Source organism: Mesorhizobium sp. 113-3-3, assembly GCF_016756495.1.
In the GTDB taxonomy this organism is placed as follows: Bacteria; Pseudomonadota; Alphaproteobacteria; order Rhizobiales; family Rhizobiaceae; genus Mesorhizobium.
The window spans coordinates 495,952-513,924 of sequence record NZ_AP023243.1; the positions used below are offsets into that span (position 1 = coordinate 495,952).

At 64.3% G+C, this 17,973-nt stretch carries 17 protein-coding genes; 7 read left to right on the forward strand and 10 right to left on the reverse strand.

Features of this window, described 5'->3' with window-relative positions; genetic code table 11:
* Positions 1 to 5 precede the first annotated feature (5 nt).
* Positions 6 to 929, reverse strand: coding sequence for a 3-keto-5-aminohexanoate cleavage protein (locus JG746_RS02235; RefSeq protein ID WP_032933947.1), 924 nt, complete (start codon positions 927 to 929; stop codon positions 6 to 8).
* A 135-nt stretch (positions 930 to 1,064) separates the two neighbouring features.
* On the opposite strand from JG746_RS02235, the gene JG746_RS02240 reads away from it, so the two are divergent.
* The gene (locus JG746_RS02240) at positions 1,065 to 2,045 is read left to right on the forward strand and encodes a GlxA family transcriptional regulator (protein WP_202356698.1); all 981 of its coding nucleotides are present in this window, start codon (positions 1,065 to 1,067) and stop codon (positions 2,043 to 2,045) included.
* 8 nt (positions 2,046 to 2,053) lie between these two features.
* On the opposite strand, the gene JG746_RS02245 is transcribed toward JG746_RS02240, so the two are convergent.
* From JG746_RS02245 to xylA, 3 genes are all read right to left on the reverse strand, one after another.
* Positions 2,054 to 2,257, reverse strand: a complete 204-nt coding sequence (locus tag JG746_RS02245) for a hypothetical protein (protein WP_095203128.1) — start codon at positions 2,255 to 2,257, stop codon at positions 2,054 to 2,056.
* Between the two features lie 176 nt (positions 2,258 to 2,433).
* Positions 2,434 to 2,913: a GNAT family N-acetyltransferase gene (locus JG746_RS02250; RefSeq protein ID WP_202356699.1), complete on the reverse strand. Its 480-nt coding sequence runs from the start codon at positions 2,911 to 2,913 to the stop codon at positions 2,434 to 2,436.
* A gap of 90 nt (positions 2,914 to 3,003) precedes the next feature.
* Positions 3,004 to 4,329 carry a xylose isomerase gene (xylA, locus tag JG746_RS02255; RefSeq protein WP_202356700.1) on the reverse strand — a complete coding sequence of 442 codons (1,326 nt, stop codon included), beginning with the start codon at positions 4,327 to 4,329 and terminating at the stop codon, positions 3,004 to 3,006.
* A 107-nt stretch (positions 4,330 to 4,436) separates the two neighbouring features.
* Between xylA and JG746_RS02260 the strand changes: the two genes are divergently transcribed.
* Entirely contained in the window at positions 4,437 to 4,799 is a 363-nt protein-coding gene (locus JG746_RS02260) for a nuclear transport factor 2 family protein (protein WP_202356701.1), read from the forward strand.
* Positions 4,800 to 4,996: 197 nt separating this feature from the next.
* On the opposite strand, the gene xylB is transcribed toward JG746_RS02260, so the two are convergent.
* Both xylB and JG746_RS02270 read right to left on the reverse strand, forming a co-directional pair.
* A complete protein-coding gene (gene xylB, locus JG746_RS02265) occupies positions 4,997 to 6,451 on the reverse strand; it encodes a xylulokinase (protein WP_202359232.1) in 1,455 nt (484 codons plus the stop codon).
* Positions 6,452 to 6,533: 82 nt separating this feature from the next.
* On the reverse strand, positions 6,534 to 7,856 hold the full coding sequence (locus JG746_RS02270; RefSeq protein ID WP_202356702.1) for a tetratricopeptide repeat protein: 1,323 nt from the start codon (positions 7,854 to 7,856) through the stop codon (positions 6,534 to 6,536).
* A gap of 225 nt (positions 7,857 to 8,081) precedes the next feature.
* Here JG746_RS02270 and JG746_RS02275 point away from each other — a divergent pair, with 225 nt between their 5' ends.
* Positions 8,082 to 10,871 (forward strand): autotransporter family protein, encoded by a 2,790-nt coding sequence (locus JG746_RS02275; RefSeq protein ID WP_202356703.1) that lies wholly within the window; start codon positions 8,082 to 8,084, stop codon positions 10,869 to 10,871.
* 31 nt (positions 10,872 to 10,902) lie between these two features.
* Here JG746_RS02275 and JG746_RS02280 read toward each other — a convergent pair whose 3' ends face one another.
* Complete coding sequence (locus tag JG746_RS02280) at positions 10,903 to 11,526, reverse strand: LysE family translocator (RefSeq protein ID WP_202356704.1); 624 nt, start codon at positions 11,524 to 11,526, stop codon at positions 10,903 to 10,905.
* Between the two features lie 148 nt (positions 11,527 to 11,674).
* Positions 11,675 to 11,797: a hypothetical protein gene (locus JG746_RS37630; protein WP_274609321.1), complete on the reverse strand. Its 123-nt coding sequence runs from the start codon at positions 11,795 to 11,797 to the stop codon at positions 11,675 to 11,677.
* 237 nt (positions 11,798 to 12,034) lie between these two features.
* On the opposite strand from JG746_RS37630, the gene JG746_RS02285 reads away from it, so the two are divergent.
* The 4 genes from JG746_RS02285 (at position 12,035) to JG746_RS02300 (ending at position 16,586) form a co-directional block, all read left to right on the forward strand.
* Entirely contained in the window at positions 12,035 to 12,805 is a 771-nt protein-coding gene (locus tag JG746_RS02285; protein ID WP_244730642.1) for a L,D-transpeptidase, read from the forward strand.
* 97 nt (positions 12,806 to 12,902) lie between these two features.
* Complete coding sequence (locus JG746_RS02290) at positions 12,903 to 14,069, forward strand: diphosphate--fructose-6-phosphate 1-phosphotransferase (RefSeq protein WP_202356705.1); 1,167 nt, start codon at positions 12,903 to 12,905, stop codon at positions 14,067 to 14,069.
* Positions 14,069 to 14,785, forward strand: a complete 717-nt coding sequence (locus JG746_RS02295) for an MBL fold metallo-hydrolase (RefSeq protein WP_202356706.1) — start codon at positions 14,069 to 14,071, stop codon at positions 14,783 to 14,785. The genes JG746_RS02290 and JG746_RS02295 overlap by 1 nt, the downstream gene beginning before the upstream one ends.
* A 259-nt stretch (positions 14,786 to 15,044) precedes the next feature.
* Positions 15,045 to 16,586, forward strand: coding sequence for a DegQ family serine endoprotease (locus JG746_RS02300; RefSeq protein ID WP_202356707.1), 1,542 nt, complete (start codon positions 15,045 to 15,047; stop codon positions 16,584 to 16,586).
* A 67-nt stretch (positions 16,587 to 16,653) separates the two neighbouring features.
* Here the strand turns inward: JG746_RS02300 and coaA are convergent, their stop codons facing one another.
* Both coaA and JG746_RS02310 read right to left on the reverse strand, forming a co-directional pair.
* Positions 16,654 to 17,613: a type I pantothenate kinase gene (gene coaA / locus JG746_RS02305; RefSeq protein ID WP_202356708.1), complete on the reverse strand. Its 960-nt coding sequence runs from the start codon at positions 17,611 to 17,613 to the stop codon at positions 16,654 to 16,656.
* Between the two features lie 24 nt (positions 17,614 to 17,637).
* Positions 17,638 to 17,961 (reverse strand): phosphoribosyl-ATP diphosphatase, encoded by a 324-nt coding sequence (locus tag JG746_RS02310; RefSeq protein WP_202356709.1) that lies wholly within the window; start codon positions 17,959 to 17,961, stop codon positions 17,638 to 17,640.
* Positions 17,962 to 17,973 lie beyond the last annotated feature (12 nt).

Consider the following 17,973-nt stretch of genomic DNA (forward strand, 5'->3'; position numbering starts at 1 on the left):
CCGCTTTATGCCGCGGCTGCGATCGGCGCCCGCTTGGTCAAATTAAGCTTCTTGCGCACTTCCTCCGGCCCGAGGATCCGGGCGCCGAGATTGGTCACGATGCTGGCGGCGCGCTCGACGAGCTGCGCGTTGGTGGCCAGCACGCCCTTGTCGAGCCAAAGATTGTCTTCCAGACCGACGCGGACATTGCCGCCGGCGAGCACGGCGGCCGCGGCATAGGCCATCTGGTTGCGGCCGATGGCGAAAGCCGACCAGTTCCAGGTCGAGGGCACGTTGTTGACCATGGCCATGAAGGTGTTGAGATCGTCAGGCGCGCCCCACGGCACGCCCATGCAGAGCTGCACCAGCGCGTCGGGGTTGAGCACCTTCTCCTCGACCAGCTGCTTGGCGAACCAGAGATGGCCGGTGTCGAAAGCCTCGATCTCCGGCTTGACACCGAGCGCCGTCATCATGCCGCCCATCGCGCGCAGCATGCCGGGCGTGTTGGTCATGACATAGTCGGCTTCGGCGAAGTTCATGGTGCCGCAGTCAAGGGTGCAGATTTCCGGCAGGCATTGGCGGACATGTTCCATGCGGTTGGTGGCGCCGCCCATGTCGGTGCCCTTCTCATTGAGCGGCAGCGGCGCTTCCGGCGAGCCGAACACCATGTCGCCGCCCATGCCGGCGGTGAGATTCAGCACCACGTCGACGTTGGCGTCACGGATACGCTCTGTGACTTCGCGGTAGAGATGCACATCGCGGCGCGGTTTGCCGGTCTCGGGGTCGCGGACATGGCAGTGGACGATCGCCGCGCCGGCCTTGGCCGCGTCGATGGCCGAATCGGCGATCTGCTTGGGCGAACGCGGCACATGCGGAGAGCGATCCTGCGAACCGCCGGACCCGGTCACGGCACAGGTAATGAAAACCTCACGGTTCATCGCAAGCGGCATGGAATTCTCCTCCCAATTCGAACAGCCATGCATGTCGCCCAAAAGTGGGAACCGGTTTGGGACAACGACATGCACAGGGACCCGCATAACATTGCGCGACTTGCAGGCGGCTGCTTTGCGCTTTACGAAGACGACATGATAAAAAACGAAAAAGCGACAATCTTTCATGCCGAGCAGTCGCCGCTCAAGGTGACGCTGCTGGTGTTTTCCGGGGCGTCCATAATGTGCGTGGCGTGCGCCGTCGATCCGCTGCGCGCCGCCAACCGCATCGCCGGAGAAACCTTGTTCGACTTCAAGCTGGTTTCGGTGACGGGGGAGGCGCCGGTCACGACATGCGGCCTGCCCATAGCGGTGAGCGGCCGGTTCGATGCTACTGATACAACCGATGTCCTGATCGTCGTCGCGGGCTTCGGCACGCAGAATTATGCCACGTCGGCCTTGCTCGCCGGCCTGCGCCGCGCTGCGCGGTCGGCCCGCGCCTGCGGCGGCGTCGAGGCGGGCACATGGCTGGTGGCGCGCGCCGGCCTGCTGGAAGGGCGCAGCGCCACCACCCATTGGGAGGACATGGAGGATTTTTCTTCGGCCTTTCCCGGCGTCGACGTGCGCCCCGATCGCTACATCATCGACGGACCGGTGTTCACCACGGGCGGCGCGTCGCCGACGCTCGACCTGATGCTGCACCTGATTCGCACCCGGCTCGGCATGGCGGTGGCGCTCGATGTGGCAAGCGCGTTCATCTACGACCAGGCGCGCGTGGCGACCGATGCGCAGCCGCTGGTCTCGCTTGGCCGGCTCGACGGCTATGATCCACGCCTGGCGCAAGCCATCCGGCTGATGGAAGCGCATGTCGACCAGCCGCTGACCATTGAAGCCATAGCCAAGCGCGCCGGCGTGACGGCGCGTACGCTGGAAAGCATCTTTCGCAAGTCGATCGGCGAGACGCCGGGGGCCTATTATCTCAGGCTGCGCCTGGGGGCCGCGCGCCGGCTGGTGGTCGACACGCGGGTGGCCATGGCGGATATTGCCGGGCGGACAGGATTCTCGTCCGCCGCGGCATTTTCCAGAGCATTTTCAAGAGCGTTCGGCGAAGCCCCGGTCAGGTTGCGCCGGGGTTAGATCAGGGATTAAGCGGCGTTCTGCCTGTCGCTGCCGGCGTCGATCTGCGAGCGCATCTGTCTCACCAGCCGGACTTCAAAACGGTTGCTGACGGCGCGATCCCATTCGTTCTTCACGTCGTCGGTCGGCCGCGGCAGCGCCATCAGCCGGTCAATGATCGATCCGGTCTCCCCGGATGAGAGCAGGGCGTCGATTTCGCGTTCATGCTGCATATCGGTTCGCCTCCTTCCTTTTCACCCGCCACAGGCCCCTCTTATACGAGATACGTGACGGCAGTTTGAAGGCAGGAGCGAGGTCATTGAGGGGCGGCCAAGGGCAAAACCTTGTCGCCAGATGGGCGCCTTGGCGCAAAGCCGTTCCGCGCGCGAAAGTCCGAATCAGAGGGAGGTCAGCCCAGCCGTTTCTCGAACAGCACGGTGGTGAAGCCGCTGTCCCATTCGTCATCGGGATAGCGGTCTTTTTCGACATAGCCGAGCGCCTTGTAGACATTCTGGGCGCGTTCGTTGAACGTGTCGGTCTCGAGCCGCACCCGGCGGTATCCGGCGGCGCGAATCGCCTGCTCGGCGTGCGACAGCAGCTTGCCGCCGACGCCCTGGCCCTGATGGCTGGCCCTTACATGCACGGCTTCGATGAAATCGCCGCGCCAATGGATCAGGCCGGCGATCTCATTGTTGATCTCGGCAATGGTGAACTCCGGCCAACTTTCCTCGACATAACGCCCGCCAAGATCGGTTTCGACATAGCGCTGCGCCGATGCCTGGGTGATGTGGGGCAGCCAGGTGCCTTCGAAGGTTTCCCGCAGCACTTGCTTCAAGGCCGCGACGTCGCCCGCCTGCGCCTTGCGCACCGTGATGCGCCCGTTTGCCATTGTCATCTCCCTTCGGGAGAGCGGACTAGCAAAAGGCGATCACGGCGGCTTTCAGCCACGTCAGGCAGATGTCGGTCCAGAAGCCGGGCTTCAGACGTAGCGGTTGACGATGTTTTCCAGCAATTCCTGGCGGCCGGAGCGCGGCTGCGGTTCGATCTTCTTCTTGACCACGCGCTCCGCGATGTCCTCCAGCGTGCGCTTGCCCGACAGCATCGCCTTGCCTTCCGCCGTGTTCCAACCGGCATAGCGCTCGGCCAACGGCGCCGACAGCGCCTTGTCCTCAACCATGCGGGCGGCGGCCTTGAGGCCGCGTGCGCAGGCATCCATGCCGCCGATATGACCGATCAGCAGGTCCTGCGGATCGAGCGACTGGCGGCGCAGCTTGGCGTCGAAATTGGTGCCGCCGGTCTTGAAGCCACCGGCCTGCAGGACCTGGTAGTAGGCCAGCGCCATCTCCGGCACGTTGTTGGGGAACTGGTCGGTGTCCCAGCCCGACTGATAGTCGTTGCGGTTCATGTCGATGGAGCCGAAGACGCCGAGCGCATTGGCCAGCGCCAGCTCGTGCTCGAAGGAATGGCCGGCGAGGATGGCGTGGCCCTGCTCGATGTTGAGTTTTACTTCCTTCTCCAGGCCGAAGCGCTTCAGGAAGCCGTAAACGGTGGCGACGTCGTAGTCGTACTGATGCTTGGTCGGCTCCTGCGGCTTCGGTTCGATCAGGATGGTGCCCTTGAAGCCGATCTTGTGCTTGTAGTCGACGACGAGGCTGAGGAAGCGGCCGGCCTGTTCCTGCTCGCGGGCAAGGTCGGTGTTGAGCAGCGTCTCATAGCCCTCGCGGCCGCCCCACAGCACGTAATTCTCGCCCTTCAGCCGCTTGGTGACGTCGATGCAGCTTTTCACCGTCGCCGCCGCATAGGCAAAGACATCCGGATCGGGATTGGTGGCGGCACCCGACATGAAGCGGCGGTGCGAGAAGAGATTGGCCGTGCCCCAGAGCAACTTGACCCCGGTCTGCTTCATCTTGGCCGAAAAATAGTCGGCGATCTCATCGAGGCGGGCGGCACTTTCGGAAAAGTCCTTGCCCTCGGGGCGGACATCGGCGTCGTGGAAGCAGAAATAGGGCGCGCCGAGCAGCGAGAACATCTCGAAGGCGACATCGGCCTTGAGTTTCGCCAGTTCCATCGTGTCGATGCCACCGGCCTTGGGGAACCAGGGACGGTCGAAGGTCTGGCCGCCGAAGGGGTCACCACCCGGCCAGGCGAAGGAGTGCCAGTAGGCGACGGCGAAGCGCAGATGGTCTTCCAGCCGCTTGCCGGCAACCACCTCGTCGGGATTGTAGAAGCGGTAGGCCAGCGGATTGGTCGAATCCGGCCCCTCATATTTGATCTTCTGGATGTCGCCGAAAAATCCGCTGCTCATGATTTCTGTCCTCTCTCGAATAGTTCGCCCTGATTACCTCAGGCGTAATTGGTTTCGGTCCTGCGCTGGTCGAAAAGGCTGATGTCAACAAACAAAGGAGACAGACCATGACCGACCTCAACAAAATCGCCGAGGGCTACATCACCGCCTGGAACGAAAGCGATGCCAGCCGCCGCGCCGATTTGCTGAAGGCTACCTTCACCGAAGACGTCAGCTATCGCGATCCGCTGATGCAGGGCGACGGCCATGACGGCGTCGCGGCGCTGATCGACGGCGTGCAGCAACGCTTTGCCGGCTTCCGTTTTTCGCTGAAGGGCACGCCGGACGGGTTTGCCGACAAGATCCGCTTTTCCTGGAATCTCGGGCCCGAGGGCGTTCCTTCGGTCATCGAAGGCACCGACATCGGCATTATCGAGAACGGCCGCCTGAAGAGCATCACCGGGTTTCTTGACAAGGTGCCGGCGCAGTGAGGCTAATTTCGTAGAGGCAGCGTGAGGCCCCCCTCTCTGGCCTGCCGGCCATCTCCCCCTCAAGGGGGGAGATCGGATGTCGCGTCGGCTTTCGCCAATCTCCAGCGTTGCAAAAATGAGCGGGGCGCCAACACTGCCAATCTCCCCACTTGTGGGGGAGATGCCCGGCAGGGCAGAGGGGGGCGCCTCGCACATGCTCACGCGGTTACAGCCCTGATCGCCGGATACAGCGCCCGGTAGCGCTGATAAGCGTCCGCATACGCCCCACCGAGCTTGGCATCCGGCTCGATCGTGGCATCCGTCCTCGGCGCCGAGCACACAGCCAGCGGATCAGCGCCGGTCGCCGCGATCAACCCAAGCCGCGCCGCACCAAACGCCGCGCCGAAATCGCCGTCGGCTGGAATATCCACCGGCACTTGCAGCGCGGTGGCGATCGATTTCAGCCAGTAGCGCGAGCGTGAGCCGCCGCCGATCGCCGTAACGCGGGTCAATGTGGTGCCGGCCGTCCTCAAGGCTTCGAGACTGTCGCGGAAGGCAAAGGCAACGCCTTCGAGCACCGCCTGCGTCAGCACGGCGCGGCTCGATTCATGCGCCAGCCCGGTGAAGGAACCGCGGATGGCGGAATCATTGTGCGGCGTGCGCTCGCCCGAGAGATAGGGCAGGAAGGACACGCCGGTCGGCGCCTTCAGCGTATCGCCGAGTTCAGCGGTCAGTTCGCCGGCGCCCTTGCCTGATATTTCCGACAGCCAGTTGAGCGAATCGGTCGCCGACAGGATGACGCCCATCTGGTGCCAGGTGTCGGGCAACGCATGGCAGAAGGTGTGGACAGCACTTGCCGGGTTGGGCAGATAGGACGCGTTGGCGGCAAACAGCACGCCCGACGTGCCCAAAGAGACAAAGGCATGGCCGGCGCCGACCGTGCCCATGCCGCAGGCCGAAGCCGCATTGTCGCCGGCGCCGCCCGCTATCGGGATGCCCGCCTCGACGCCCCATTTCGACGCCAATTCGGCGCGCAAACCGCCGGCTTTCTCAGTGCCCTCGACCAGGGACGGCATCTGCTTCTCGTCGAGCGATGTTGCCGCCAGCAATTCGGGCGACCAGCGGCGTTTGCCGACATCAAGCCAGGACGTGCCGGCGGAATCGGACATTTCGGAAATGTGCTCGCCGGTCAGCCAAAGCCGCAGGAAATCCTTCGGCAGCAGCACCTTCGCCACCTTGGCGAAGACGGCGGGTTCGTTGTTCTTCACCCAGGCGAGCTTGGGCGCGGTGAAACCGGGGAAAACGATGTTGCCGGTGAGCGCGCGGAAGCGCGGATCGGCGTCGAGCGCGGCCGCCTCGACATGGCTGCGCGTGTCGTTCCACAGGATGCAGGGGCGCAGCACATGATCAGCCGCATCGAGCAAGGTGGCGCCATGCATCTGGCCGGACAGGCCGATGCCTTTCACCGCCGCGAACTGCCTGGGATGGGAGGCCTTGAGTTCGGCGATCGCGTCTTCGCAGGCGCGTGTCCAGTGGGACGGATCCTGTTCGGACCAGCCGGGATGCGGCCGCGAAACATCAAGCGAGCCATGGCCGGAACCGATGACGGTCTGTCCGGCATCGATCAGCAGCGCCTTGACGCCCGACGTGCCCAGGTCGAGGCCGAGATACATGTCATCCTCCCATGCCATTTATTTTTTTCGGATCTCGAAAAAATCTGGCTGAGCCAGTTTTTAAGGCAAGATCCGCTTGCGGTCAATTCTCTGACAAATCGGCCGCGCGTCGCGCAAGCAGCACAGTGAGCGGACTGTCCGGCCGCGCCATCGAACGCTCCGCCGTGAGCGCCCCGGCGAGCGCGCGGTCACCGGCCCGCAAGGCCGCTTCGATCAGCGTCAGGTCGATGACATCGCGCTGTGCGTGGCTGCCGCCGAAGCGGTTGGCGATCGCCCGGATCGGCCGGATCAGCTGCACGGCCTCGGTGTAGTTGCCCTCGCCGAATGCCTTGATCGCTAGCGTCAGCGGGTGGCCGACATCCCGCGTGAAAGCGGTATTGTCGCCGATGCCGCGCATGGCCTCGCGCTGCGCGTCGAGCAAGGTCTGCGCCGGGGCGTCGAGCCCGGCGCCAACAAACGCCATCATCGCGTGCGCATCGTTGAAGGCATAGTCGCCGGCGCCGGCCTTGGGCCAATTGGCGGCGAGCGCGGTCCAGCGGTCGCCGACATCGATGCCGCCGAGATAGAGACGCCACAGGATTGCCGAGGCATCGACCATGTTCAACGCCATCGCCGATGGCGTGCCATAGATCGGTCCGTCATAGAGCGCCAGCACCTGGTCGGTCTCGCCGAGATCGTAGTGGAACAGCGCCAGGTGCCACCAATTGTGCACCTGCAGGAAGCTCTCCTTTGTCCAGGCGTCAGGATTGGCGCGCATCCAGGCGATGCCGTCCCTTTGCCGGCTTTGCATTTCCATGACATGCGCGACCGCATGCTGCGCCCAACCGTCGCGCGGCTCGATCTCGACCGCCGCGCGACCAAGCTTTTCGGCTCTGGCATAGTCGCCCATTTCCTCCAGCCCGAAGGCCTGCATGCCGAGGATGGCGTGGTAGCCAGGCATGCCGCTCTGCCAGGACGGCAAGGCGCGGGCGATGCGGTCACGCAGCATACGGGCATTGCCGGTGAAGAAGTCGATCTGGTGCCCGACCTGCAGCGCCAGCCCGTCGAGCGGGGTCTCGATGGCGATATCCTCGAGAATCCTGGCGGCGTCATGCCAGCGCCCGTTGGCCAGGTGGCCAAGGGCCAGAACGTGCGCCTCTTCGCGCACCGTCGCGGCAAGCGGCAGCGCCGCCTCGTGGCAGGCCCTGGCCACCGCCGTCGCGTCGCGCTCGGTGGCGAGGCCGAACAGATAGCCCTTGAAGACATGCGCCATGACGAAACCGGGATCCTCCGATATGGCACGATCGACGGAGGCGACGGGATCACCGATGAAGCACAGCAGTTCCCGCACAGCCTGGCTGTAGGGCGTGAACCCCGCTTCGGTGGCGCCCGAAAATGTCAGGCCGAGTGCGTCCCTAATTGCCATGCAACGTCCTCCGACCGACCTGCGATAGACCCGAACCTTTCAGGCCAAAACCATCTTAAATCATGAGCCACGGACGTGCCAATCACGCACTTCACAAGGTCTATTCCAATAGCCTTTGCAGTTCATCAACCATGGAATGCAGATTAGGCTTTGTAAAACCGAGCGAATTGTGGCTTCATTGCGGCGCGGCGAAGGGCTTGTAATCGCGATCTGAGAGGGGACGCGATGCGGCATTTTAAAATACAGCGTTCGAACGGCCGTTCGGAAAACGTTGATGAGTCGATTTCTTTGTTGCGGCGAAAGCCGCAGCAAATTCACCCATGGTTTATTAGCTTATTTGCAACTACCGCGTTTGTGTTGCTGCCCAATTCCGCGGCCCTGGCGGCCTGCGTGCTGGTTCCGTCGGCCGGAAACACCACCTTCACCTGCGATAGCGGCGATTCAGGCGGCGGCCTTACCGATACCAGCGGCGACAACACGCTGAATTTTCCCGCCGGCGGCACCGGGCAGGTGAGCGGCAACGTCGTCTTCGGCGCCGGGGCGGACCGCATCAACATGCAGTCCGGCACCATTACCGGCACGGTCGACCAGGGCGACGGCACGGATTTCTTCACCATCGGCAGCGGCACCGTAACCGGCAATGTCCAGCAGGGCGCCGGCATCGACGATTTCAACATGAGCGGCGGCCAGATCGGATCGCTCAACCAGGGCGACGGACTGGACACGTTCACGATGACGGGCGGGCGCATCGTCGATTTCTTCGACGATGGCGACAACGCGGTGATGACCGGCGGCCGCATCGGCCGGGTCAACATGAAGCTCGACAAGAACTATTTCAACATGTCCGGCGGCACCATCGACCGCAATCTCGTCACCGGCTTCGACCAGGACACCATCATCCTCTCGGGCGGAACGATCGGCGGCAATATCAGCGTCAGCGGCGGCAATGACAGCGTGACGATCACCGGCGGCACGGTCGGCGGCGATGTGCTGATGAGCTTCGGTTCCGACAGTTTCGTCTGGAATGGCGGCGGCATCATCTATGGCGCCGTCGATCTCGGCGCCGACAACGATACCGCCAAGCTCAGCAACCTCACCAACGCCAATCTCGGCGGCACGGATGCCCTGAATGGCGGCCTCGGCACCGACACGCTGACCTTCGACAACGTCAAGCTGGACGGGATCGGCCGGGTCCAGAACTGGGAAAGCATCAGCGCCACCAACGACACGCAGCTGACGCTCGACGGCAATCTCGTGCTCGGCGACAGCGGCACCGGCACGGGCTCGCTCAGCGTCGATGCTTCGAGCACGCTCTATGGCGGCGGCTTCAACTCGACGATCCAGGCCTTCACATCAGGCCAGCTGGCTCAAGTCACCAATGCCGGGCGCATCGACCTGACCAACGGCACCACCGGCGCGACCGATCGGCTGACGATTTCGGGCAATTATATCGGGGCTGGCGGCGTGTTGCTCGTCCAGACCGAACTCGGCGACGATTCATCCGCGTCCGACAGGCTGGTCCTGTCGGGCGGGACGGCTTCGGGCTCGACCGGCATTTCCGTGGTCAATGTCGGCGGCGCGGGTGCCGCTACCACACAGGACGGCATCATGCTCGTCCAGGCGGTCAACGGCGCCAACTCAGGCGTCTCGACCTTCGCGCTCGACGGGCCGGTCGCCGCCGGCGCTTTCGAATACTACCTTTTCAAGGGCGGCGTCAGTGCCGGCAGCGAGGAAAACTGGTACCTGCGCTCGACGCTGATAACGCCGACGTCGCCGGCAGCGGCGCCACCGACGCTCGAGCCCTCCCCGCCCGTTGAACCGGTGCCGCCCGCGGCCGAGCCGCCACCCCCGCCGCCCTCCGAACTGCCGCCGACGCCACCGCCGAGCGAGGGCGATATCAACAATCCGCCGGTCGACCCGACGCCGCCCGTGCAGGCCAGCGACCCTCAACCCGAACCACCGCCACCACCACCACCGGCGCCGCCGGCGGATCCGCCCCCGCCGCCACCGGTGGTGCCGACTGCCGTGCCCGCCCTGCCGGTACCGGCGGCGGGTCAGGAAATCGTGCTCTACCGCATCGAGGTGCCGGTCTATTCGGCCTTACCGCCGGTAGCCGGGCATCTGGCGATGACGACGCTCGGCACGTTCCACGAAAGGCGGGGTGAGCAAAGTCTGTTGTCTCACCCGGAGCTGTCGCCGGTCTGGGGCCGCATTTTTGGCCAGGACGCCGAGATGGGCTGGTCGGGAACGGTTTCGCCCTCCTTCGACGGCAACCTGTTCGGCCTCCAGGCGGGCTTCGATGTGTTCGGCCGCGACACCGCCTCAGGTGGAATCGATCGCGCCGGCCTGTTCGTCGCCTATGCCCGCATGAAGGGCGATGTGAGCGGCCAGGCACTGGGATGGAACGATCTGTCCGTCGGCAGCCTGGACGTCAGCGGCACCAGCGTCGGCGGCTACTGGACCCGCATCGGCCAAAGCGGCTGGTACCTTGACGGTGTCCTCATGGCCACCTTCTTCGGCGGCGACGCGACCTCGTCGCGCGACATCGGCATCGATGTCGGCGGAACAGGCGTCACCGCTTCGCTGGAAGGCGGCTATCCCATCGCGCTGGCGCAGGGCTGGACGCTTGAGCCGCAGGCGCAACTGGTCTGGCAGCACCTGTCGCTCGACGACACCAACGACCGCTTCTCGTCGGTTTCCTTCGACACCGACGACAGCGTCAGCGGCCGGCTGGGCGCGCGGCTGCAGGGCGAGACCACGATCAATGGTATCGCGCTGCAGCCCTACCTCAAGGCCAATATCTGGCACGATTTCGGCGGCACCAGCCATGTCAATTTCGACACCACCGACATCTCGACCGAGGGCCGGTCGACCTCCTTCGAGATGGGTGGCGGCGTGGTCGCTGAGGTGACCGACAAGGTCAGCCTCTTTGCCACCGGCGATTACACGACCAATCTCGGCGGCGACAAGCGCCGCATCCTCGAGGGCAATGTGGGAATCAGCGTCAAATGGTGAGACCCTCCGGGCCTCACCAAGCGTCAGGACATCAATTGCCCGAACGCATCGCCACGGTGGCGATGCCGGCGCCGACCAGCAGCGTGCCGCCGGTGCGGTTGAAGATGCGGATCGCCTTGGGATTGCGCACGACATTGCGGGCGCGCGCCGCGATCAGCGCGTAGCCGAACGCATTGGCGAAGGCGAGTGCCAGGAAGGTCGTCTCGAAGATCAGCATCTGCGTCCAGAAATCGGCATGCCGGTCGAGGAACTGCGGCAGGAAGGCGACGAAGAAGGTGATGCTTTTCGGGTTGAGCGCGGTGACCAGCCAGGCATGCGCCATCATCTTGGCCGAGGACACCGCATCGGTGCGCGGTTCGGCCTTCAACGCGCCGCCGGCGCGAAACAGCTTTACGCCGAGATAGATCAGATAGCCGGCGCCGATGAGCTTCAGGATGGTGAAGACGGTTGCCGACGCGGCGAGCAGCGCGCCGATGCCCAGCATCGACAAGGTCATGGCGGTGAAGTCGCCAAGCGCCACGCCAACCGCCATCGGCAAGGCGGTGCGCCAGCCCTGGCCGAGCGCATAGGACACGACCAGCAGGATGGTTGGTCCCGGTATGACGAGGAGGATGGTCGACGCGGCGGCGAAAGCGGCCCAGTTCTCGAAGGACATGTCTGTCTCCCTTGGGTTAAGGAAAAGGATAAATCCTCAGCCCAGGGGGAATGTAAAGAGGCCTGTTTTCTGTTTTTTGCGCAATTCCGGATGGCAACCGCCGTGCCGGAATTGCCACGATATCAATTGCGCCAAAGGCAGGTCGGCGTCAGTTCGCGCCGCCCAGGGTGTTCACGATATCGGCCAGGCTGACATCGGCACCGAGAACCAGGGCGGCCGCGACAATGGCAGCGGCAAAAAGCGTGATGTCGGTTTTTAACGTCTTGCACATGGAGGCCCCTCGCTGATCGCCGATGCGTAGGAAAGGCCGGTGCCGGGATTATGACCCGACCTAGGTCTTTTTGCGCAGGAGCGCCCGATTGGCACGCCGTTCGGGACGGCCCGTGCCGCCAGGCAAGGCGCAAATCCAGGCAGCGCAAGGCATTCACGCTTTATCAACCATGAATGATGAAAATGCCCGCTATGCGGCCGGACCGTGCTTCCCGCCGACAGCGTAGGGTTTGGGTATATGCGTGAGTTGCCGCAAGGTCTAACGCCGCCACGAAACGGCGACGCAATCGATACCGATCATCATCTTTCCCGCCGCGCCGTCCTTTCCGGGGCAGGCGCGCTGGCGCTGCTCAGCGCCGCCGGCTGCTCGACCTCGGGCGACGGTGGTATGCCGATGCTCCAGCTCGACAATACGGTCACCGGTTCCGTGCCGCCGATGCGGCCGGCGATCAGCGTCGACAAGAACGTCACCAGCGCCGATGTGATGTATGCCGCCTTGACGGACAATGGTTTCAACGTGCCCGAGGTGCCGTATCTCAAGGTCAAGCCGGAATTCCGCCGCCAGATCGTCGTCGACACGACCGGCGAGGCGCCCGGCACCATCGTCGTTCATCTCAAGGAGCGCATGCTCTATCTCGTGCAGCCGGGCGGCGACGCCATCCGCTACGGCGTCGGCATCGGCAAGGACGGCTTCCGCTGGTCCGGCCGCGCCAACATCCAGTACGGCAGGGAATGGCCGACCTGGACGCCGCCGCCGGAGATGATCCAGCGCAAGCCCGAACTGGTGAAGTGGCAGGGCGGCCAGCCCGGCGGCCTGACCAACCCGCTCGGTGCGCGCGCGCTCTACATCTACCAGGACGGCAAGGACACCGGCTACCGCATCCACGGCTCGCCCGAATGGTGGAGCATCGGCCAGGCGATGTCGTCGGGCTGCGTGCGCCTGATCAACCAGGACATTATCGACCTCTACAGCCGCGTTTCGAAGAAAAACCCGGTCGTCGTCATCTGATCGCGGCCGCAGTTCGCGGCCGCCAGACTCTCCCGTTGCGCGATAGCGAAAGACAGGCCAAGGTGCCTTGAAAACCATCGCTCGGGAGACGTCAGGAATGGCCGGAACTTTTGTCATCGCGCAAGGCGGCGGCCCAACCGCCGTCATCAACCAGACGGTGGTCGGCGCCACGCTGGAGATCCGCAAGCGGCATCCCGGCGCCAAGGTGCTGGGCTCCATCCATGGCGTGCGCGGTATCCGTGACGGCAACTATGTCGACCTGTCCGCCATCCCGGAAGACCGCCTGCGGCTGATCGCGGGAACGCCGAGCGCGGCACTCGGCTCGACGCGCGACAAGCCAGATGCCGCCTATTGCGATGTCATCCTCAACGGCCTGAAGAAAGCCGGCGCCGACGCCTTCATCTATATTGGCGGCAACGACACGTCGGGCACGCAGCAGATCCTGACCGATGCCGCCGGCGGCTCGATCGCCTTCGTCCACGCGCCGAAAACCATTGACAATGATCTTGAGGAAAACGACCACACGCCGGGCTTCATCTCGGCGGCCGAGTTCGTCGCCGGCGCTTTCCTCTCCGTCGACCTCGATTTCCGTGCGCTTCCCGGCATCTATGTCGGCATCGTCATGGGCCGGCATGCCGGTTTCCTGACCGCGGCGGCGGCGGCCTGGCAGCTCGATCCCGACAGCGGCCCGCATCTGGTCTACGTGCCGGAGCGGCCGTTCTCGGCCGCCGGCTTCATCGACGACGTGCGCGCCACGCTCGACCGCCACAAGCGCTGCATCGTCGCCGTGTCGGAAGGGGTAAGCACCGCCGACGGCAAGGCGCTGGTCGAAAGCCTGGTGCCGCCGGAAAAGCTCGAGCGCGACGCGCATGGCAACGTCAAATTGTCGGGCAGCGACCTGCCGGCAGCCCTCGAACGCGCACTGGCCGAAGGCCTGCCGGGCAAGCGGGCTCGCGTCGACGCGCTCGGCTACATGCCGCGCGGCTATGTCGGCGCCATCAGCGCCGTCGACGCGCAGGAGGCCTTCGATGCCGGCGCCTTCGCCGTCTCCGTCGCCGAACAGGGCGGCGGCTCGGTGGCACTGCAATATGATGGCAGCAAGACCGTGCTGAAGAAGGTGCCGCTGAAGAACGTTGCCGGCAAGACCCGCCACATGCCGGATGATTTCATGAAGCCCGACGTCAACCAGCTGTCCGAGGCCGGCATGGCCTATCTGAAGCGGCTGGTGCCGGAAAAGTACAAGGTCGGGAAGCCTTTCGTCTAATGGAGTGGTTCAGCAAGAGCACCGTCGACGAACAAACGACGATGCTGACCGAGCCGTTCGTGCATGATTATGTGCGCGCCAACATCTGGCATCTGCGCGGCCGCGACGCCGACCTCCTGGTCGACACCGGCATGGGCATCTGTCCGCTGGCGCCGCAGATCGATACGCCACGGGACAAGCCGCTGCTGGTCGTCGCCACGCACATCCATCTCGATCATGTCGGCTCGCTGCATGAATTTGCTTGGCGGGCGGGGCCGCGGATGAGTGCCGCGCAGTTCGAGAGCATGGATGAGGCGGCGACCTACGCCTGGATGTTCCACGATCTCGAAGGCGCCGTGTCAGAATTGCCGGCGCCGGGCTGGAGGGCCGCCGACTACAAGATCCCCCCGGCACCGCTGACGCGGACGCTTGACGAGGGCGACGTGATCGATCTCGGCGACAGGCAGTTCCGCGTCCTGCACCTGCCCGGACATTCGCCGGATTCGATCGCGCTGTTCGACGAGGCCGACGGGCTGTTCTTCAGCGGCGACGCCATCTACGACGACACGCTGATCGACAGCCTGCCGGATTCCGATCGGGCCGCCTATGCCAGCACCATGCGACGCCTGCTCGACCTGCCGATCCGCGTCGGCCATGGCGGCCACGGACCAAGCTTCGACGGCAAGCGTATGCGTGAGATTGCAAAGACTTACATCCAGCAGACCGGCGAAATCTGAACGCCGCCAAGCCTTCGCACTGCCGGGAGCGGTCACGCGAACGTGGGACACTCATCCGGTCAAAAAGAATTAAATCTTTGTAATATAATCGAAAAAACCTAATTCGCCCGCATCCGAGTCCTAGATTCCGGTTTCATCGACCTGAACGGCCGCCGCATGAAGCGAGACAGGCGGCCGCGATGGCCGGTGCGCCGAATGGGCCGCCCTCTCCCAAGACGGGCCACGGCGCCGAACCCAATGTCTCGCACGGACAACGACCATGTCATCCCTCAACATTCTTCGCAGACATCGCGTCGCCGCATTGCTGGGCGCCGCCCTCATCATCTCCCCCTTCGTCGTCTCATTCGCTCAAAGTGCCGGCACTTCCGGCCTGAGCAACGTCGTCGCGACGACCCAGACCCCTGTCGCCGGCATCACCGCCCCCAACGGCTCCTTCGCGCCGATCGTGGCGGCCGACAAGCCCGCGGTGGTGACGGTCACAACCGTCATGAAAGCGCAGCCCGCAAATGACGACGGCGGCATGCCTCTCGGCAACTCGCCGTTCGACCAGTACTTCCGCCAGTTCTTCGGCGACCAGGGCATGCCGGCTCCGCAGACGCCGCCGCAGCAGGCGCAACGCGCCGAAGCGCTTGGTTCGGGCTTCATCGTCAGTGCCGACGGCACCATCGTCACCAACAATCACGTCGTCGACGGCGCCACTTCGATCAAGGTGACGCTCGATGACGGCACCGAGCTTCCCGCCAAGCTTGTCGGCCGCGACGCCAAGAACGACCTTGCCGTGCTCAAGATCAAATCCGACAAGCCCTTGCCGACGGTCAAATGGGGCGATTCCGACAGGCTGATGACCGGCGACCAGGTGCTGGCGATCGGCAATCCATTCGGCATCGGCACCACGGTCACGGCCGGCATCGTTTCGGCACGCGGCCGCGACCTGCACAGCGGGCCGTTCGACGACTTCATCCAGATCGACGCGCCGATAAACCATGGCAATTCCGGCGGCCCGCTGGTGGACGTGAACGGCAATGTCGTCGGCATCAACACGGCGATCTATTCGCCCAATGGCGGCAGCGTCGGCGTCGGCTTCGCCATCCCGTCCGACCAGGCGCAAAAGGTCGTCGCCAAGCTGATGAAGGACGGTTCGATCCAGTACGGCTATCTCGGCGTCGAGATCCAGCCGGTGACGCCGGATGTGGCAAGCGCCATCGGGCTCGACCATGCCGGCGGCGCGCTGGTGTCCAAGGTCAACGACAGCTCACCCGCCGCCAGCGCCGGCGTCGAAGCCGGCGACGTCATCACCGGCTTTGCCGGACAGGACGTGAAAGACCCCAAGGACCTGTCGCGCGCCGTCGCCGATGTCGCCCCCGGCGCCAAGGAAAAGCTGGATGTCTGGCGCAAGGGCAAGGCGATGCAGATTGCCGTCGATGTCGGGCAAAACAGCGATGATGTGAAGACGGCATCGGCGGACGATTCCGGTGCGCCGAGCGTCGAGCAGGGCTCCCGCGCGCCGGCGATCGGCATCGGCCTGATGGACATCACACCAGACATTCGCCAGGAAATGAACCTCGCCGGCAACGAGCATGGCGCGGTGGTCGCGCGCGTCAATCCCGACAAGGCGGCGGCCGCTGCCGGCATCCAGCCGGGCGATATCATCGTCGCCGTCAACCAGGCGCCGGTGAAGAACGCCCGGCAGGTCACGCAAGCGATCGCGCAGGCCAGCAGATCGGGCCGCAAGTCGGTGCTGCTGCTGGTCGAACGCGACGGCGGCCAACTCTATGTCGCCGTGCCGTTCGCCAATGGCTGATATGCGATGCCGATGAGATGAAATGCCGGATATGGCGGGCTTGGCGGCCCGCCATATCCGTATGCAGCTACAGTTTGCGCAGCGCCACTTCCTCGATCAGGTGGTCGGCGCCCTTGCGCAGGATAAGGTCGGCGCGGGCACGCGTCGGCAGGATGTTCTCGCGCAGATTCTTCAGATTGATGTTGGTCCACAGGCCTTCGGCGATGGCGCGCGCCGAATCCTCCGAGAGCTGCGAATAGCGGTGGAAGAAGGAGTCTGGATTGCGGAAGGCGGTCTCGCGCAGCCGCATGAAGCGGGAAATGTACCACTCGTGGATCAGCTTCTCGTCGGCATCGATATAGATGGCGAAGTCGAAAAAGTCGGACAGGAAAGGCACGATCTTGCCGTCCTGCGGCAGCTTGCCCGGCTGCAGCACATTGATTCCCTCGAAGATCAGGATGTCGGGCCGGTCGATGGTGACGAACTCGCCGGGAATGACGTCATAGGTGAGGTGCGAATAGACCGGCGCGCGGACATCGGGCAGTGCCGACTTGATGCCCGAGAGGAAGCGCAGCAGCGCGCCGACATCGTAGCTGTCGGGAAAACCCTTGCGTTCCATCAGGTTTTCGCGGCGCAGCACCTCGTTGGGCAGCAGGAAACCGTCGGTGGTGATGAGGTCGACCTTGGGGCTCGACGGCCAGCGCGCCAGAAGCTCCTTCAGCACGCGCGCGGTGGTCGATTTGCCGACCGCGACGGAGCCGGCGATGCCGATGATGAACGGCGTCTTGACGATATCGACGGCGTTGAAGAAGGCCTGGCGCTGCCGGAACAGAAGCTGGCTCGCCTCGACATGGGCGGACAGCAGCCGCGACAGCGACAGATAGATGCGCTTGACCTCCTCGAGGTCGACCGGATCGTTGAGCGAACGCAGGCGGCGGAACTCGTCTTCGCTCAGCGTCAGCGGCGTGTCGGCGCGGAATTGCGACCATTGCTCGGCCGAAAAGAAACGAAAGGGGGAATATTTCTCGGTTGGCGCGAGCTGATCCATCGAGATACCTGCCCTCCCTCGCGGTCAGCCCTTGGGCCGTGACGCCTTCTCGGCGATGCCCGAACGCCCGGTGCGGCTTTCGAGCTCCTTGAGCACGTCGCTCAACGGAACACCCGAGAGGCCGAGAACGACGAGCCAATGATATATAAGATCGGCGCTTTCGGAAACGATGCCCTGTCTGTCGCCCTTGACGGCGGCAATCACCGTCTCGACCGCCTCCTCGCCGAGTTTTTGGGCCGCCTTGTCGATGCCGCGCGCGAACAGTTTCGCTGTCCAGGACTCCGGATCCGCGGAATGGGCGCGGTCCCTGATGATTGTCTCCAGGTCGGAGAACGAAAATTCAGCCATGGCGCTAGGGCC

Coding starts and splice junctions, on each gene's coding strand:
- JG746_RS02235 (WP_032933947.1), bottom strand. CDS start 929: ATGCCGCTTGCGATGAACCGTGAGGTTTTCATTACCTGTGCCGTGACC.
- JG746_RS02240 (WP_202356698.1), top strand. CDS start 1,065: ATGATAAAAAACGAAAAAGCGACAATCTTTCATGCCGAGCAGTCGCCG.
- JG746_RS02245 (WP_095203128.1), bottom strand. CDS start 2,257: ATGCAGCATGAACGCGAAATCGACGCCCTGCTCTCATCCGGGGAGACC.
- JG746_RS02250 (WP_202356699.1), bottom strand. CDS start 2,913: ATGGCAAACGGGCGCATCACGGTGCGCAAGGCGCAGGCGGGCGACGTC.
- xylA (WP_202356700.1), bottom strand. CDS start 4,329: ATGAGCAGCGGATTTTTCGGCGACATCCAGAAGATCAAATATGAGGGG.
- JG746_RS02260 (WP_202356701.1), top strand. CDS start 4,437: ATGACCGACCTCAACAAAATCGCCGAGGGCTACATCACCGCCTGGAAC.
- xylB (WP_202359232.1), bottom strand. CDS start 6,451: ATGTATCTCGGCCTCGACCTGGGCACGTCGGGCGTCAAGGCGCTGCTG.
- JG746_RS02270 (WP_202356702.1), bottom strand. CDS start 7,856: ATGGCAATTAGGGACGCACTCGGCCTGACATTTTCGGGCGCCACCGAA.
- JG746_RS02275 (WP_202356703.1), top strand. CDS start 8,082: ATGCGGCATTTTAAAATACAGCGTTCGAACGGCCGTTCGGAAAACGTT.
- JG746_RS02280 (WP_202356704.1), bottom strand. CDS start 11,526: ATGTCCTTCGAGAACTGGGCCGCTTTCGCCGCCGCGTCGACCATCCTC.
- JG746_RS37630 (WP_274609321.1), bottom strand. CDS start 11,797: ATGTGCAAGACGTTAAAAACCGACATCACGCTTTTTGCCGCTGCCATT.
- JG746_RS02285 (WP_244730642.1), top strand. CDS start 12,035: ATGCGTGAGTTGCCGCAAGGTCTAACGCCGCCACGAAACGGCGACGCA.
- JG746_RS02290 (WP_202356705.1), top strand. CDS start 12,903: ATGGCCGGAACTTTTGTCATCGCGCAAGGCGGCGGCCCAACCGCCGTC.
- JG746_RS02295 (WP_202356706.1), top strand. CDS start 14,069: ATGGAGTGGTTCAGCAAGAGCACCGTCGACGAACAAACGACGATGCTG.
- JG746_RS02300 (WP_202356707.1), top strand. CDS start 15,045: ATGTCATCCCTCAACATTCTTCGCAGACATCGCGTCGCCGCATTGCTG.
- coaA (WP_202356708.1), bottom strand. CDS start 17,613: ATGGATCAGCTCGCGCCAACCGAGAAATATTCCCCCTTTCGTTTCTTT.
- JG746_RS02310 (WP_202356709.1), bottom strand. CDS start 17,961: ATGGCTGAATTTTCGTTCTCCGACCTGGAGACAATCATCAGGGACCGC.